At 72.0% G+C, this 14,263-nt stretch carries 13 protein-coding genes; 10 read left to right on the forward strand and 3 right to left on the reverse strand.

The genetic code is table 11. The features are described 5' to 3' along the window. The first annotated feature begins 75 nt into the window (after positions 1-75). Entirely contained in the window at positions 76-1,545 is a 1,470-nt protein-coding gene (locus tag EAO73_RS14260) for an MFS transporter (RefSeq protein WP_147971890.1), read from the forward strand. Between the two features lie 107 nt (positions 1,546-1,652). Here the strand turns inward: EAO73_RS14260 and EAO73_RS14265 are convergent, their stop codons facing one another. After that, positions 1,653-2,201, reverse strand: coding sequence for a YciI family protein (locus tag EAO73_RS14265; protein WP_147971891.1), 549 nt, complete (start codon positions 2,199-2,201; stop codon positions 1,653-1,655). Between the two features lie 96 nt (positions 2,202-2,297). Continuing rightward, the gene (locus EAO73_RS14270) at positions 2,298-2,834 is read right to left on the reverse strand and encodes a hypothetical protein (protein WP_147971892.1); all 537 of its coding nucleotides are present in this window, start codon (positions 2,832-2,834) and stop codon (positions 2,298-2,300) included. A gap of 82 nt (positions 2,835-2,916) precedes the next feature. On the opposite strand from EAO73_RS14270, the gene EAO73_RS14275 reads away from it, so the two are divergent. The 6 genes from EAO73_RS14275 to dhaL all read left to right on the forward strand — a co-directional run bounded on the left by EAO73_RS14275 (position 2,917) and on the right by dhaL (position 8,002). Beyond that, positions 2,917-3,558 carry a S1 RNA-binding domain-containing protein gene (locus EAO73_RS14275; protein ID WP_147971893.1) on the forward strand — a complete coding sequence of 214 codons (642 nt, stop codon included), beginning with the start codon at positions 2,917-2,919 and terminating at the stop codon, positions 3,556-3,558. A gap of 59 nt (positions 3,559-3,617) precedes the next feature. Next, positions 3,618-4,205, forward strand: coding sequence for a dihydrofolate reductase family protein (locus EAO73_RS14280; RefSeq protein WP_147971894.1), 588 nt, complete (start codon positions 3,618-3,620; stop codon positions 4,203-4,205). A 75-nt stretch (positions 4,206-4,280) separates the two neighbouring features. Then, positions 4,281-4,730, forward strand: coding sequence for a MarR family winged helix-turn-helix transcriptional regulator (locus tag EAO73_RS14285; RefSeq protein WP_147971895.1), 450 nt, complete (start codon positions 4,281-4,283; stop codon positions 4,728-4,730). Then, positions 4,727-6,145: an MFS transporter gene (locus tag EAO73_RS14290; RefSeq protein WP_147971896.1), complete on the forward strand. Its 1,419-nt coding sequence runs from the start codon at positions 4,727-4,729 to the stop codon at positions 6,143-6,145. The genes EAO73_RS14285 and EAO73_RS14290 overlap by 4 nt, the downstream gene beginning before the upstream one ends. A 160-nt stretch (positions 6,146-6,305) precedes the next feature. After that, positions 6,306-7,304 (forward strand): dihydroxyacetone kinase subunit DhaK, encoded by a 999-nt coding sequence (locus EAO73_RS14295; RefSeq protein WP_147971897.1) that lies wholly within the window; start codon positions 6,306-6,308, stop codon positions 7,302-7,304. Between the two features lie 38 nt (positions 7,305-7,342). Next, positions 7,343-8,002: a dihydroxyacetone kinase subunit DhaL gene (dhaL, locus tag EAO73_RS14300; RefSeq protein ID WP_147971898.1), complete on the forward strand. Its 660-nt coding sequence runs from the start codon at positions 7,343-7,345 to the stop codon at positions 8,000-8,002. A 20-nt stretch (positions 8,003-8,022) separates the two neighbouring features. Here the strand turns inward: dhaL and EAO73_RS14305 are convergent, their stop codons facing one another. After that, entirely contained in the window at positions 8,023-8,703 is a 681-nt protein-coding gene (locus EAO73_RS14305; RefSeq protein WP_147971899.1) for an HAD family hydrolase, read from the reverse strand. A gap of 557 nt (positions 8,704-9,260) precedes the next feature. Here EAO73_RS14305 and EAO73_RS14310 point away from each other — a divergent pair. From EAO73_RS14310 to EAO73_RS14320, 3 genes are all read left to right on the forward strand, one after another. After that, positions 9,261-9,941: a ScbR family autoregulator-binding transcription factor gene (locus EAO73_RS14310; RefSeq protein WP_224756295.1), complete on the forward strand. Its 681-nt coding sequence runs from the start codon at positions 9,261-9,263 to the stop codon at positions 9,939-9,941. Positions 9,942-10,208: 267 nt separating this feature from the next. Beyond that, entirely contained in the window at positions 10,209-13,070 is a 2,862-nt protein-coding gene (locus EAO73_RS14315; protein ID WP_224756318.1) for an AfsR/SARP family transcriptional regulator, read from the forward strand. Between the two features lie 139 nt (positions 13,071-13,209). Then, positions 13,210-14,229 carry a LacI family DNA-binding transcriptional regulator gene (locus tag EAO73_RS14320; RefSeq protein WP_147971900.1) on the forward strand — a complete coding sequence of 340 codons (1,020 nt, stop codon included), beginning with the start codon at positions 13,210-13,212 and terminating at the stop codon, positions 14,227-14,229. The last annotated feature ends 34 nt before the right edge of the window (positions 14,230-14,263 follow it).

Raw genomic sequence — 14,263 nt, forward strand, 5'->3', positions numbered from 1 at the left:
ATCGAACGCTGTTCTATCGTAGCGCATCGTACGGCGTTCGATAGCCGAACGATGTTCGATCGAAAGGACCGCGCCATGACTACCGCCCCGCCCCGAACCGGGCCTCGCGCCTATCCCTCCCTGCGAGCCGCCTGGATACCCCTGGCCGCCCTGTGCCTGGCCTTCTTCGTCGAGATGGTCGACAACACGCTGTTGTCGATCGCTCTGCCCACCATCGGCCGCGACCTCGGCAGCGGGACGACCGCGCTGCAGTGGGTGACCGGTGCCTACTCGCTGACATTCGGTGGCCTTCTGCTCACCGCCGGGTCCATGGCGGACCGGCTCGGACGCCGCCGGGTGCTCCTGATCGGGCTCGGCGTCTTCGGCGCCCTCAGCCTGTGCGTCGTCCTCGTCAGCACCGCGGGCGAGCTGATCGCCCTGCGGGCCGCGCTCGGCGTGGCCGCCGCGGCGATGGCACCGATCACGAACTCGCTGGTCTTCCGCCTGTTCGACGACAAGGCGCTGCGGATGCGCGCGATGACCGTCATGATCATCGTCGGCATGTCCGGCTTCGTCCTGGGCCCGCTGCTGGGCGGTACGGCGCTGGCGCACGTGCGGTGGGAATGGCTGCTCATCGTCAACGCCCCGATCGCGTTGATCGCGTGCATCGGCGTCCGGCTCGGCGTACCCGCCGACCGGCCGGAGGACCTGACCAAGGACCGGCTCGACGTGCCGGGGGCAGCCCTGAGCGTCGCCGCCATCGGCCTCGCCTGCTACTCGCTGACCAGCGGCGTCGAGCACGGCTGGCTCTCCGCGATCACCCTGGCGTCGGTCGTGGGCGCCCTGGTGGCCGGGTTCGCGTTCGTCCGGCACGAGCGGCGCAGCGAGGCGCCCATGCTCGACCTGCGCGTCTTCTCCAACGGCACCGTCCGCGGCGCCACCATCGCGCAGATCGGGACGTCCATCGCGATGGCCAGCGTGATGTTCGGCCTGATCCTGCACTTCCAGTACGCGTACGGGTGGAGCCCGGTACGGGCCGGCCTGGCCAACCTGCCGATCATCGTGACGATGCTGATGGCCACGCCGCTGTCCGAGTGGCTGGCCCGCCGGTTCGGCCACCGCATCGCCTGCCTGGTGGGCGCGGCCTGTCTGGCGGGGTCGCTCGCCGGCCTCTCCTGGGGCGTCGAGCACGGTTACGCGGTCATCGCGGTGTGCATGGTGCTCATGACCGTGGGCCTGCGCACCGTGATGACGATCTGCGCGGTCGCCCTCGTCGACGCCATGCCGAGCAACCGCACCTCGATCGCCGCCGCCCTGAACGACACCGCCCAGGAGGTCGGCACCAGCGTCGGCACCGCCGTGGTCGGCACGCTGATCGCCGCGCTGGTCACCACGCAGCTCCCCGCCGGTGTGTGGAGCAGCGACCTTGTGTCCTCGTTCTTCCACGGTGAGCGGATCACCTACGCGCTGCTCGCCATCGTCGTCGGGCTCGTCGCGGCCGGCGGTGCGCTCAGCCTCACCGACTCCCGCTCCGTCGAGGAACACCCCGTCGAGGAACCGGCCTGACATGAGTCCCGGCAACCGAGTCCGTCGGTCCCGGACTCGGTTGCCGGGGCATCAGGCGGAACCAGCAGTCGCGAGAAGGGCGTTCGCCCGGCCCGCCGCTCCCTCGTTCACGGGCGCCCGCCGAAGTCCCAGTCGTGGACCTCGATGTCCGCGTACCGGTCCGCGGTGAGGACGGCACGTGCCTCGTCCCTGCTCGCGGCCGCGAGCAGCACGGCCGTGCCGAGCCAGGTCTCGCCGTCGTCGGCCAGCAGCGGCCCGTACGCGATCAACTCGTCCCGGGCGGGCGGCAGATCGAGGTCGGCGGCGGCGCCTTCGCCCAGGCCGAGCACAAGGTAGCGGTTGCCCGCTTCCGGATCTCCGGGGTACTGCCACATGGTGCGGCCCAGCACGTTGCGCCACCGGCGGATCAGCACGTCCCGGTAGGCACCGGCCTGGTAGTTGGGCTCGTCGAAGGCGAACGCGCGGACGGCGGCCGCATCGGGGAGGTCGACGATGTGCACGCTTCCGGTGGGCGTCTCACCGTCAGCGGCGAAGGTCGGCCCCCGGGCGATGAGTTCCTTCACGTACCGGTCCATGTAGGACCAGTGCTCCTCGATCAGTTCTTCACGCAGGGCGCGGGAGCCCGGCCGGTCTCGGTGGTAGCAGAAGTACTCCATGGGCACAGAACCTTCCCCGTTGACAGCGTGCGCCCCACCGGCTGTGGGCCGCGGTGCCCACCCACAGTAGGGCGCCCGTGAGTCGTCGGCCCGCCCTCACCCCTGCTCTCCGGCCACGACTCCGTGCAACGCGGCAGCCGACTCCGGCGTCAGCCGGTAGAACCCCTGCAGGCTGATCGAGTTCTCCAGGCGGCCGTCCACCACGTACTTCAGTACGCGTGTCCGTCCCCGGCGGTTCTGCCAGGTCAGTTGGGCGAGGAGGTCGCCGGGGACCGGCACGTCGAAGCGTACGGGCGTCGCGGCCACATGCACCGGCTCGGCGCCGCAGCCGTCGGAGCCGAGCATGGACCAGTCGTCGTGACCCGGATGGGCGGGGTCCTTCCAGGTGGCGGGAGGCGTGCCGCAGCAGACGCCCCGTTCCCTGTCGGTCACGCGCAGTTGGCTCACCACGTACACCTGGCGCTGGTTGACGTGCAGCGCGTACACCGTGTCCCCGGTGTTCGCGCCCGCCCACCTGGGCAACGAGGAGTGCACACCGCTGAAGGCGACCGGCGGGCGTTGGCCCGTCCGGCCCGCCTTGCGCAGCGCACGGCACACGTCTTGGGTCCACAGGACCGTAAAGGCATCGGACATGGCGTGATCGTACGAACGGACACTGACATCGGTGGTCGCGGGACATGGCGCACCGCCGCCACGTCGTGCCAGGGTGATCCACATGGACTGGCAGGCCGAGAGCCCCGAATTGTGGACCTTTCTGGAATCACTGCACAGCGGCGAGATACTCACGGGCACCGTCGCGGCGATCGAGAGGTTCGGGGTCTTCGTCGCGCTGGACGAGGGGCCGTGGCATCCCGTTTTTCCCGGCGTCGGATTCCTCACCGTGCCCGAGCTGTCGTGGCGGCGCCTCGACCGCCCCGAGGACGTCGTCCGGGTGGGACAGCGTGTCACGTGCGAGTTCCTCGGTTTCGACACCCACAACGCTGAGGCCAGGCTGTCCCTGTGCGCCCTGCAACCCGATCCGCTGAGGGCGTTCGCCTACCGCACCGAAGCGGGCCACGTACTGCGCGGGACGGTGACAAAGGTGTGTCCCATTGGCGTGTTCGTCGATGTCGGGGACGGGATCGAGGGGTTGGCTCCCTTCAGTGAGCATCTCGGTGTCACAGAGGTCCCCGGTGTCCGTCCGGCCGCCGGGCCGGAGGATTTCGAGGTCGGTGACGACGTCGTCATCGTCGTCCTGCACATCGACCTGTCGCGGAGACGCTTGCTGTTCGCCCTGCTGGACGACACCTGGCAGACGAGTGTCGCAGCGCCCGATCGGCAGACCGGCCGTGGAGCATGGACATCCGGCCGGCGATGAGTTTGCGCGCCGGCGGAGGTCACCACTGGGACACCCGCCAATCGTGAAGGGACAGTGCGATGACAAGCCTCATGGTGGACTTCATCATCTCGCTCGACGGATACGCGTCCGCTGAGGGCTGGCCCGGGTTCTGGGGCATGGAGGGGCCCGAATACCTCTCCTGGATCAACAGCGAGAGCGAGAAGCAGCACGTCAGCCTGATGGGCGCCACGACCTACCGGCTGATGTCGGGGTTCGCCGCGCAGATGGCCGACGACCCCGGCTTCGCCGAGCTGAACGCCCTGCCCAAGGTCGTCTTCTCGTCCACCCTCGAAGCGCCTCTGGCCTGGCAGCACACCGAGCTCGTCCGGGGTGACGCCGTCGAGACCGTGCGGGAGATGAAGAAGAGCGGGACGCGGCCCCTGCGGACCCTCGGCAGCCTCACTCTGTGCAGGTCGCTGCTGAAGGCCGGTCTCGTGGACCGCTTCCGGGTCGTGCTCTTTCCCGTGATCACCGGTGCCACCGGTCGCGAGAGGATCTTCGACGCGTACCCCGACGTACGCCTCGATCTCGTGGAGAGCCGCGTCTTCGACGGCCGGCTCCAGCTGCTGGAGTACGTCCCCACCGTCCTCGACGGGCCGCCCGGCGAGAGCGGCGGGAACGGCTGAATCCGGTGGTGAGCACGCATCCGTGACCCACAGGCTTAATTGCGCAGGCCAAGCTGCGCACTTTAGGCTGTACACATGACCGAGAACGAACAGGCCGTCTCCGAGACGGCCGCGCACGCGGCGCACGAGGTCCGCGTGGTGTACAGCCGGCTGCGGCGGCGTCTGCGCGAGACGTACGACCGTGCCGAGCTCACGCCCTCCCAGACCTCCGTCCTCAGTCGCCTCGACAAGGACGGCGAGGCGTCGGTCGTCGACCTGGCCGCCGCCGAGGGCGTCCGGCACCAGTCCGTGGCGAGCACCGTCGGCGCTCTCGTCGAGCGCGGCCTGGCCGACCGCCGCCGCGACCCCGAGGACGGCCGCCGCCAGCTGGTCCACGTGACCGAGAGCGGCCACGCGTTCCTGGAGGACCGCCGGCGCGCCGGTGAGGGCTGGCTCGCCCGGACCCTGGAGGAGCAGTGCACGGAGGAGGAGCGCCGCACCCTGCTCGCCGCGACCGCCGTGCTGGAGCGGATCGTCAACGCGTGAGTACGGCCCTGACACGCGCAGTCCGACGGTGGCGCCGCGGGCGGGACCAGGAGCCGGCGAACGGTTTCGACCGGCGGCTCCTCGCCCCGATGATGACGGGGGCGGCGCTCAACCCGGTCAACTCCTCGATCATCTCCGTGTCCCTGGTCCCCATCGGGGCTGCCTTCGGCGCACCGCCCGCCCGGACGGCCTGGCTGATCTCCGCCCTGTATCTGGCCACCGCGATAGGCCAGCCGGTGATGGGCCGGCTGATCGACCTGTTCGGGCCCCGGCGGCTGTTCCTGACCGGGGCCGCGCTGACCGGGGCCGCCGGGGTCGTCGGGATGCTGGCGCCCGATCTGGGTGTGCTCATCGCCGCTCGGGTCCTGCTCGGCTTCGGCACCTGCGCCGGCTATCCGGCCGCGATGTACCTCATCCGCAGCGAGGCGCGGCGGACCGGGGAGGAGAGCCCGGCCGCGGTGCTGACCGCGCTCGCCGTCACCACCCAGACCATCGCCGTCGTCGGCCCCAGCCTCGGCGGACTGCTCGTCGGTGTCGGCGGCTGGCGCGCCACGCTGGCCGTCAACATCCCGCTGTCGCTCCTCGGCCTGTACCTGGGCGCGCGCCGCATCCCGGCGCTGCCCGGGACGGGCCGCACGGACGGCGGCCATCCGCTGCGGAGCCTCGACCTGCCGGGGATGGGCTTGTTCGCCGTGGCGCTGCTGTGCCTGCTGCTCTTCCTGATGGACATCGACAGCGGCGCCTGGTGTCTGCTGGCGCTCGCCCTCGCGGCCGGTGCCGGTTTCATCCGGCGCGAGCTGCGTACGGCGGAGCCGTTCATCGACGTACGCGTGCTCGGCGGGAACCTGCCGCTCGTCGCCACCTACAGCCGCGCACTGCTCTGTTACGTCGTCACCTACGCCTTCCTGTACGGGTTCACCCAGTGGACCGAGCAGGGCCGCGGGCTGTCCGCGTCCCAGGCCGGGCTGGTCCAACTGCCCCTGTTCGCCACGGCGATCGTCGTCTCCACGCTCACGGGGCGGAAGCAGGCTGTGCGGGGGAAGCTCGTGGTGGGCGGCGTGGGGCAGATCGCGGCCTGCGCCCTGGTGCTCCTGCTGAGCACCGGCAGCCCGGTGTGGATGCTGCCGGCCGTGATGGTCGTCCTCGGTATCCCGCAGGGTCTGAACGGCCTCGCCCTCCAGAACGCCGTATACCACCAGGCCGACAGCGACCGCATCGGTTCCTCCGCCGGGCTGCTGCGAACCTTCGGCTACCTCGGCGCGATCACCGCGTCGGCCGCCAACGGTGCCTTCTTCGGCCAACGCGCCGACACCGGCGGGCTGCACCACCTGGCCTGGTTCATGCTCGCCGCCAGTGTCCTGTTCCTGTTGGTGACCGTCCTCGACCGCTCGCTGCGTCGCATCGGCGAGAACTGAGAAGGTCGTCTCGCTGCGGCAGGCTTCGCCCTCTCCTCGCATCGCAGCGGCAGACGGCACCCTGTGCGAGTTGCCGCATGCGGACCGTTACCTGCACCATGGGATTATCGTCCGGGTCGGCTCGTACGGCCCACCGCCAGGGACGGGATGGGTGCGGCTTATGGCCAGGTACTTCGAGAACGGCGCCGGGGAGCTCGTCACCGCCGCACTGTCCGGTTTCGCCCGTGCGCACGCGGATCTGGTGCGGTACGAACCGGCGGATGGATATGTCACCGCCCGGCACACCGCTCCCACGCGGCGGGTCGGGCTGCTGTCGGGGGGCGGGTCCGGGCACGAGCCGCTGCATGCCGGGTACGTCGGCGCGGGCATGCTGGATGCCGCGTGTCCCGGAAGGGTCTTCGCCTCGCCGCACAACCGGCAGATCTTCCGGGCGTCGCGCGCGGTGGCGCGGCCCGAGGGCGTGCTGCACATCGTCAAGAACTACACGGGCGACCGGATCAACTTCGGCATCGCGGCCGAGCGCCTCGCCGACGCGGGGATCGCCTGTGCGCGGGTCCTCGTCGACGACGATCTCGCGACCGACTCCGAGGACATCGCCGCCGGCCGGCGCGGTACGGGTGCCACGGTGCTGCTGGAGAAGGTGCTGGGCGCCGCCGCGGACACCGGCATGGGGCTCGACCAGCTGGTGAAGCTGGGCACGGGCCTGGCGGGCCGGTGCCGTACGCTCGCCGTCGCCTCCGCCGCCCACCACGCACCGGCCACCGGTGAGCCCGCGTTCGTCCTGCCGCCCGGCGAGCTGGAGTACGGCGTCGGAATCCACGGCGAGCGCGCCGCCCGCACCCGGGCGCAGGGAGCCGTGGGTGAGCTGGTCCAGGGGATGACGGAGGCTCTGCTCGACGCGGTGCGGCCCGGTCCCGAGGAGCCCGTCGTGGCCCTCGTCAACGGGCTCGGTTCGGTCACCCCGCTGGAGTTGTACGGCGTCTTCGGCGAGCTGGGACGGGTACTCGACGCCCGGGGAGTACGGCTCGCGCGGCAACTGGTCGGTGACTACGTCACGGCGCTGGACATGCGGGGGTTCTCGCTCACCCTCATGGCCGCCGACCGGGCCGCCCTGGAGCTCTACGACGCACCGGTGCACACCGCGGCACTACGGTGGTGACCGGTCCGCGCCACGCGACGGACGTACGAGGAGGGCCCATGAGCAACGCACTCGACGGCACACGGACCCGCGACTGGGCGGGGCACTTCGCGGAGTCGGTCGACGCCACCGAGGCCGAGCTGACCGCGCTCGACCAGCGGGCGGGGGACGGGGACTTCGGTGCCAATCTCGCCGCCGGCGTCCGGGCCGCCGGTCCGCTGCTCGACCGGTTGGACGCGTCGGCGGGCCCGGCGCAGTATCTCGGCGCCATGGCCACGGCCTTCCTCGACGAGGTCGGCGGAACCAGCGGCCCGCTGTTCGGCCTGCTGTTCCAGGCGCTCGGCCGGGCCGCCGGCCCGGGGCCGGAGCTGACGACGAGGGCGCTCGCCGAAGGTGCCGCCGAGGGCCTGGCGGCCATCCGGCGGGTGGGCGACGCCTCGCCCGGCGACAAGACGCTGGTCGACGCGCTGGCACCGGCCGCCGACGCGCTGCGGGCGGCCGGGCAGGCACCGGCCGCCGACGCCCTGGCCGCGGCTGCGGAGGAGGCGTGGCGGGGTGTGCGCGAGACGGCCTCGCAGGCGGCGCGGATGGGGCGCGCCAGCTACCTGGGCGAGCGCGCGACCGGAGTGCCGGACCCGGGTGCCGTGGGCATCGCACTGTTCTTCGCCTCCGCCCTCGGCACGGTGCGGTCGCTGGCACCCCATCTCGCCGGCGACTGAGCATGGGTCCGGAACACCCGTTACGCACCGAGGCGGCTACGGGCCCAGCTGAGCAGGTCCGGGTCGGCGAGGCTCCCGACCCACAGGTCGGCCCGGTCCGCCTCCGGGCCCGACGGGCGTGTCCCGAGGCCGATGACGCGGAGGCCCGCCCGGCGGGCCGACTCCATCCCGGTCAGCGAGTCCTCCACGGCAAGGGCCTCCTCGGGCGGTACGCCGCAGAGGCGGGCGGCGACTCTGTAGACGTCCGGTTCCGGTTTCGGCCGCACCTCCACGTCCGCGACCACGATGTGCTCGAAGCAGCTGAGGAGTCCGGCGCGGTCGAGGCACGACTCCACCGTGACCCGGGGGCAGTTGCTCGCCACCGCGAGCGGACGGTGGCGGGCGGCCAGCCGGACCAGCGCGGCGGCCCCCGGCATCGTCACCGGGTCCTCCTCGACCAGCGTGGTGAAGGTGCTCAGCAGCGTGCCGGCCAGCTCGTCCACCAGTTCCGGTTTACCGGTCTCCTGGGCCATGAGGGCGCCGCATTCCGTGTAGTGGACGCCCTTCGCCCGGTCGGCGAACCCTGCGGGAGGGGTGAGCCCGAACAGCCGGAAGGTGATGGTGCGGGCGTCCTGCCAGTGCCTTTCCGTGTCCATCAGCGTGCCGTCGCAGTCGAAGACGATGGCGGACGGGGACCAGGAGAGGATTCGATGAGCTGTCATGTAACCGCCGTTCTCGAAGGCTGCGCCGACCGGTTCGGCAGAAGGGCGCAGACGCGTGCCGGGAGGCACACCTGTGGAAGGGAGGTATCGGACGCGGGCGTCGTCTCGCGGCTGCTGCGGCCTGACCGGAACCGCTGAGTGCACCGCGGCGGACTTGGACCCTCAGGATCAGCCCGTCCGAAACATCATGGTCGTTACGTTAATTTGGCGGCTTCGCATTTCGCAATCACCAATTCGAGTGCACCGAAAATCCCGGTGATGCGTCGAAGGAGTTCGCGGGGCACCCCGGCCGGGACGGTGACATCGCACCGGTGAAGGCGCCGAACGCCCTGGTGGGCGGCGCATTCGGAGGGGGTTCCGGTCGCGGACGGGGCCATGACCCGCGTACTCCCCGAAACGATTCTTCCGACCTGACGACGGATTGGACGGAGCCACCCACACACACGGCCGGACGATGAATAATAAGATCTTCGCGCGATGCGACTGCACCCTCCATCGAGGGGGCGGAATGGACTTTCACGTCGCGGCGCCAGCACGTATGAGCGAAGGTGGAACAAGTGCAGGACAGAGCGCGCGCAACCCGCAAAGTGCTGCTGGAATCGGCGGCACATCTATTCGTCGAACGGGGATATGCGGGAACGAGTGTCAATGACATAAGCGACCACTCGGGAAAGACGAGCGGGGCCATCTATTTCCATTACTCCAGCAAGGAGAAGCTCGCGCTGGCCGTCGTCCGCGCGCAGTTCGCCACCTGGCCGCAGCTCGCCGCCGCCTACGCCGCGCCCGGAGTCCCACCGCTGGAGAAGCTGGTCGTCCTCAGCTTCCGCGTCGCCCAGTCCCTCAGCGAGGACGTCCTGGCGCGGGCCGGCGCACGGCTGTGGGCGGAGCGCCGCGCCATCGAGGCTCCCGTGCCGACACCGTTCAACGCCTGGGCGCTGGCCTGTGCCCGGCTCCTCGCCCAGGCCCGGACGCGGGGCGAACTCGCCGAAGGGGTCGAGCCGTCCGCGGCCGCCGTGGCGCTCGTCTGCGGGTTCTACGGGCACTGCACCCTCACCGACGAGATGCCCGGCAAGTGGGGCTGGACCGAACGGCTGGAGCAGTGGTGGGGCATGGTCCTCGCCTCCCTCCAGGCGGACCCCGATCCGGCGGGTCTGCTCGCGCGGGCACGGGCCCGGATTCCCGCGCAGTCCGACGCGTCACGCTCCGGCGCCCTCCCGGCTGAGCGGCTGAGCGGCTGAGCGGCTGAGCCCACCACGGCCGGGCACCGGCCGTTGGCGGCACGTTGGTGCGCCGTTGGCGTGCCCCGGCACAGTGATCGACACCAGGAACGGGACCCCGGCTGCTCCGCGCATCCGCCGTCCCCGCGCTGACGATCGCGCGGCGGGTGCGGGCAGCACGGGGGTGTGCCCGCACCCGCCCCCGGCGTGCCGTTTTCACGTCTCCGCACGGCTTACGATGTTCCCCAGCCGGTCCCTCGTCCATAGAGATACCGACCGTTGACGCTGGTGGGGGACGTGGTGCTGAGGTTCGGACTGCTCGGGCCGCTGGTGGTCGACGACGGGGTGGCGCTGCGGCCGGTCACCGGACTCAAGGTCCGGGTGCTGCTGGCCACCCTGCTGCTCGCGCCGAACCGGGTGGTGTCCAAGGACACCCTCATGGACGCCATGTGGGGCGAGCACCTCCCCTCCAGCGCCGGGGCCTCCTTCGCCAACCACGCGACCCGGCTGCGCCGCATCCTCTCCCCGGCCGGCGACGACCGCCTGCGGACCGTACCGCCCGGCTACCAGCTGCTCGTGGCCGAAGGGGACCTGGACATCGAGGTGTTCGAGGCCCGAGCGCGTGCCGCGGGCCTCGCCCATCAGGCGGGCGACTGGCCCACGGTCCGAGAGGAGAGCGCGGCGGCACTGGCTCTGTGGCGCGGCGCGCCGCTGTCCGACCTGCCCGGGTTCCGCGACCAGCGGGCGCCGTCGCTGCGCGTCCACCAGCTCGATCAGCTGCGCCTCCAGGTCCGCGAGTGGGCCTTCGACGCCGGCCTCCGCCTCGGGCACCACCGCGAGATCCTCGATGAACTCGGCGTCCTGGCCGCGGAGAACCCGTTGCGCGAGGAACTGCACCGCCAGCTCATGGTCGCCCTGCACCGGACGGGGCGCCAGGCCGAGGCGTACGAGGTCTTCCACACCCTGCGCCGGGAACTCGTGGAGGAGCTGGGCACGGAACCCGGCGCCACCGTCCGCCGGACGTACGAGGAACTGCTCAACGGGGAGGACTCCCCCGCACCTCCCGGCACCCCGGCACCGGCCGTCGGTGACGTCGCCGTCGCGCCACGGGCCCCGTACCAGATCCCGTCGTCCGTACCGGAGTTCACCGGCAGGGACACGGAGGCGGCCGCTCTGGTGGCGCTGCTGCGCCGGGCGGCGGCCGGGCCGGCCCGGAAAGCCGGGGACGCACCCGATCCCCTGCGGCCGGTCGTCGTCTCCGGGATGGGCGGCATCGGCAAGACCGCTCTCGCCGTGCAGGCCGCGCGCCTGGTGCGGGAGGAGTTTCCCGACGGCACCCTCTACGCGGACCTGCGCGGGTTCAGCAGCGGCGGACCGCGCAGCGCCCACGATCTGCTCGCCCGGCTCCTGGGCGACCTCGGGGCGCGGCCGGCCGCACTGCCGGACGACACGGACGACCGGGCCGCCCTGTTCCGGTCGGCGGTGGCCGGCCGTCGTGTGCTGCTGGTCCTGGACAACGCCCGGGACGCGGCGCAGGTCGTCCCGCTGCTGCCACCCCACGGCCCGAGCGCGGTCCTCGTCACCAGCCGCCACCTGCTGGCCGAGCTGCCCGGCGTGGAGCTGATGCCCCTTCACCCCCTACGCCCCGACGAGCAGTTGGCACTGTTGTCCCGGTTGTGCGGCGCCGCCCGGATCGAGCGCGAACCGGCGGCGCTGGCCGGCATCCTGGCGGCGTGCGGCGGTCTTCCGCTGGCTCTGCGGATCGTCGGCGGCCGGCTGGCCTCCCGCCCCTCCTGGCCGCTGGAGCTGCTGGCGGAGCGGCTCACCCCGACCTCCGGCCGGCTGCGGGCGCTGGCGATGGGCGCGGTCGCCGTGCAGGACACCTTCGACATGAGCTACCTCGCGATACGCGACAGCGGCAACGCGCCGGAGCAGGCGGCGGCGCGGACGTTCCGGCTGCTCGGGGTGTGGAAGCCGCACACGTTCAGCGTCGGGTCGGCCGCGGCACTGCTGGGGGTGCCGGAGGGCGACGCGGCGGCCGCCCTGGAGCTGCTGGTGGACGCGAACCTGGTGCACAGCCCGGAGCCGGGCCGGTACGCGCTCCACGATCTCCTGGGCGAGTACGCGGCCGGGCGCGCGGCGGAGGAGGAGCCCGCGCCGGAGCGGGAGGCCGCGGTCGTCCGGATGCTCACCTGGTACGCCCGCGCCGTGGTCGCGGCCAGCGCCCTGGCCAGCCACGAGACGCAGTCGCCGCCACCGCTCGACGGGCCCGCGAGCCCGGACCTGCCGCGCTTCACTGAGGACGCCCAGGCCATCGAGTGGACCAGGAACGAACTGCCCACGATCCGGGAGGCGATCGGCCGGGCCGGGCGCATCGGGCGCTCCGACATCGCCTGGCGTCTGGCCACCGGGCTGTTCGGCTATGCCACCACCCACTGGTGGACCGGTGAGTGGGACGCGTGCCTGCGCCAGGCCATGGAGATCGCGGTGGCCCACGAGGACATGCTCGGCCGGGCGTGGCTGCATCGCCGGTTCGCCGTCGCCCACGGAATGGCCTCGCGCAACGCGGAGTGCCTGGAGCATCTGCGCGCGGCCCTGGGTTTCTTCACCGAGGCCGGGGACACACTGGCCCAGGCCTCCATCCTCGGCAACATGGCGGCGGTGCACACCCAGTCCGGGGACGGTGCGCAGGGGCTGGTCCTCGCCGAACGGTCCTACGAGCTGTACCGCCGCTCGGCCAGTGACCGCAGTGAGGCGCTGGCGCTGAACCGGATCGCGGAAGCCCATGACCTGCTGGGGGACCACGCGCTCGCCGCGACGTACCACCGGAAGGTCATCCGCATGCTGCGCGAGCAGCGCCACGGGGTCTTCCTGGCCACCTCGCTCACCAACCTCGGGGACTCCCTGCGGAAACTGGGCGACAGGGAGGCGGCGTTGAAGGCGCAGACGGAGGCCCTGTCCATCCGGCGGGAGATGCGCGACCCGGGCGGCACGGCCGACTGCCTGGCCTCCATGGCCCGCACCCACCTCCATTTCGGGGACCGCGAGGCGGCCCGCGCCCGCTGGGAACAGTGTCTGGAGCTGGCGCTCCGGCACAACATGACCCAGCACATCGAGGTGACCCGCGAAGGGCTCGCCTCGCTGTCCTGACCAGGGACCGGTGACGCGGGTCACATGCTCCCGCCTCTTGACGGCCTCTTTCCAAACCGGTTTGGTTGACCCCGTTCGAGCAGTCAAACCGGTTTGAAGACCTGTCGTCTTCGGCCCACCGGCAAGGAAGTCCAGGCACATGGCACGCAAGCCCACCATCGCGGATGTCGCCCGGCGTGCCGGTGTCTCACGCGCCACGGTCTCCTTCGCACTGAACGACCGGCCCGGTGTCGCCGAGGAGACGAAGCTGCGGATCCTCGCGGCGAGCCGGGAGCTCGGCTGGACCCCCAGCCGTCAGGCGCGGGCCCTCTCGCTCGGCAAGGCCGGCGCCTTCGGGCTCGTCCTGGCCCGCGACGCGGAGCAGGTCGGCGCCGATCCCTTCTTCCCGGCGTTCATCGCCGGTGTCGAGGCCGTGATCGGGCAGCGCGGTGACGGGCTCATGATCCATGTGACCGCGCCGGACCAGGAGCAGGGCGTCTACCGGCGGCTCGCCTCGGAGCAGCAGGTGGACGGGGTCTTCCTCACCGACCTGCGGCGCGACGATCCGCGTCCCGCGCTGCTGCGGGAGCTCGGTCTTCCGGCCGTGGTGGTCGGTCAGCCCGAGTGGGGTGACGGCCTGACCGCGGTGAGTCTGGACGACGAGCCGGCCTACACGGCCGCCGTCCGGCATCTCGCGGAACTGGGTCACCGGCGCATCGCCCACGTCGAGGGGCCGCAGGAACTGCTGCACGCCCACCGGCGCCGGACCGCGTGGGAGCAGACCCTGCGCGCGCTCGGCCTGCCCGAAGGGCCCGTACTGCCCGGCGGGTTCACGCCCGAGGGCGGTGCGCAGGCGACCAGGCGGCTGCTGGCCTCGGCCGAGCCGCCGACCGCGATCGTCTACGGCAACGACCTCGCCGCCATGGCGGGGCTCTCGGTCGCCCAGGAGCTGGGTATCCGGGTGCCCGGCCAGTTGTCGCTGGTCGGCTACGACGACGCTCCCCTGACGCGGTACAGCTTCCCGCCGCTCGCCTCCGCCCGTGCGGATGCCCGGGGCTGGGGCGAGGCGGCGGCGCGCGCGCTCGACGCGGTCGTCGCCGAGGGCGCCGCCGACCATGTGCGGCTGCCTCCGGCGCAGTTCGTGCCGCGTGCGTCGATGGGGCCCGCGCCCCGCCCGTGACGTAACGGGGGCCATCGACCGGTCGTGCTCGCGC

The organism is Streptomyces sp. col6 (assembly GCF_008042035.1).
GTDB lineage: Bacteria > Actinomycetota > Actinomycetes > Streptomycetales > Streptomycetaceae > Streptomyces.